The organism is Nocardioides terrigena (assembly GCF_003047265.1).
Lineage (GTDB): Bacteria > Actinomycetota > Actinomycetes > Propionibacteriales > Nocardioidaceae > Nocardioides > Nocardioides terrigena.
In genome coordinates this window covers 1-539 of sequence record NZ_PZYY01000076.1, presented here as the reverse complement: position 1 = coordinate 539, position 539 = coordinate 1, and the positions used below count along the sequence as shown (strand labels likewise).

The window sequence follows — 539 nt, the reverse complement described above, 5'->3', positions numbered from 1 at the left end:
ATGAGAGAAAGAACAAATATCATGCTAGATATAGGATTAAAGCAATCCTTACAACGGCTTTCGAATAAAACCAAAATGAGTCTAAGTGATCTTATTAACCAGAGATTATCAGGTTCACTTTCAGTTGAAGAACGCATTGGCGAAAAGCCTGAATGGATGAGAAACCTTGATCCCTATCTCGCCAATCACTTTTCAAATATTGAGTTACCGCTCCCTTCACCATTAAAAGAATACCAAGAAAAAATGGATGAGATAGATTCAATTATTAATGACATGATGGTTCTAAAGGAATATTTCAGAGCTAAGTTTTACGACGAAATAAAATAGGCACGCTATACGGAGGCGGAGAATTATGTTTTTTAAACGGTATTTAACGGAGAAGGAAATATACAAGGCAGCACTCCCAATTGTTAGGCTTCAAGGGAGAGTTAACACTTCATTACGTTTTTTATCCAAATACTCAGATGTAAACAAAAATGGATTAATTGCATTGCATCTTAATTTATTACATTTTATCTCATACAACATACACGGTGTAG

Annotated in this window: 1 protein-coding gene; it reads left to right on the top strand. The window is 34.5% G+C overall.

Annotated elements, in window-relative coordinates:
• Positions 1 to 327, top strand: a 327-nt coding sequence (locus DAE25_RS22935; protein ID WP_050516389.1) for a hypothetical protein, incomplete at its 5' end; no start/stop codon positions are given.
• Positions 328 to 539 lie beyond the last annotated feature (212 nt).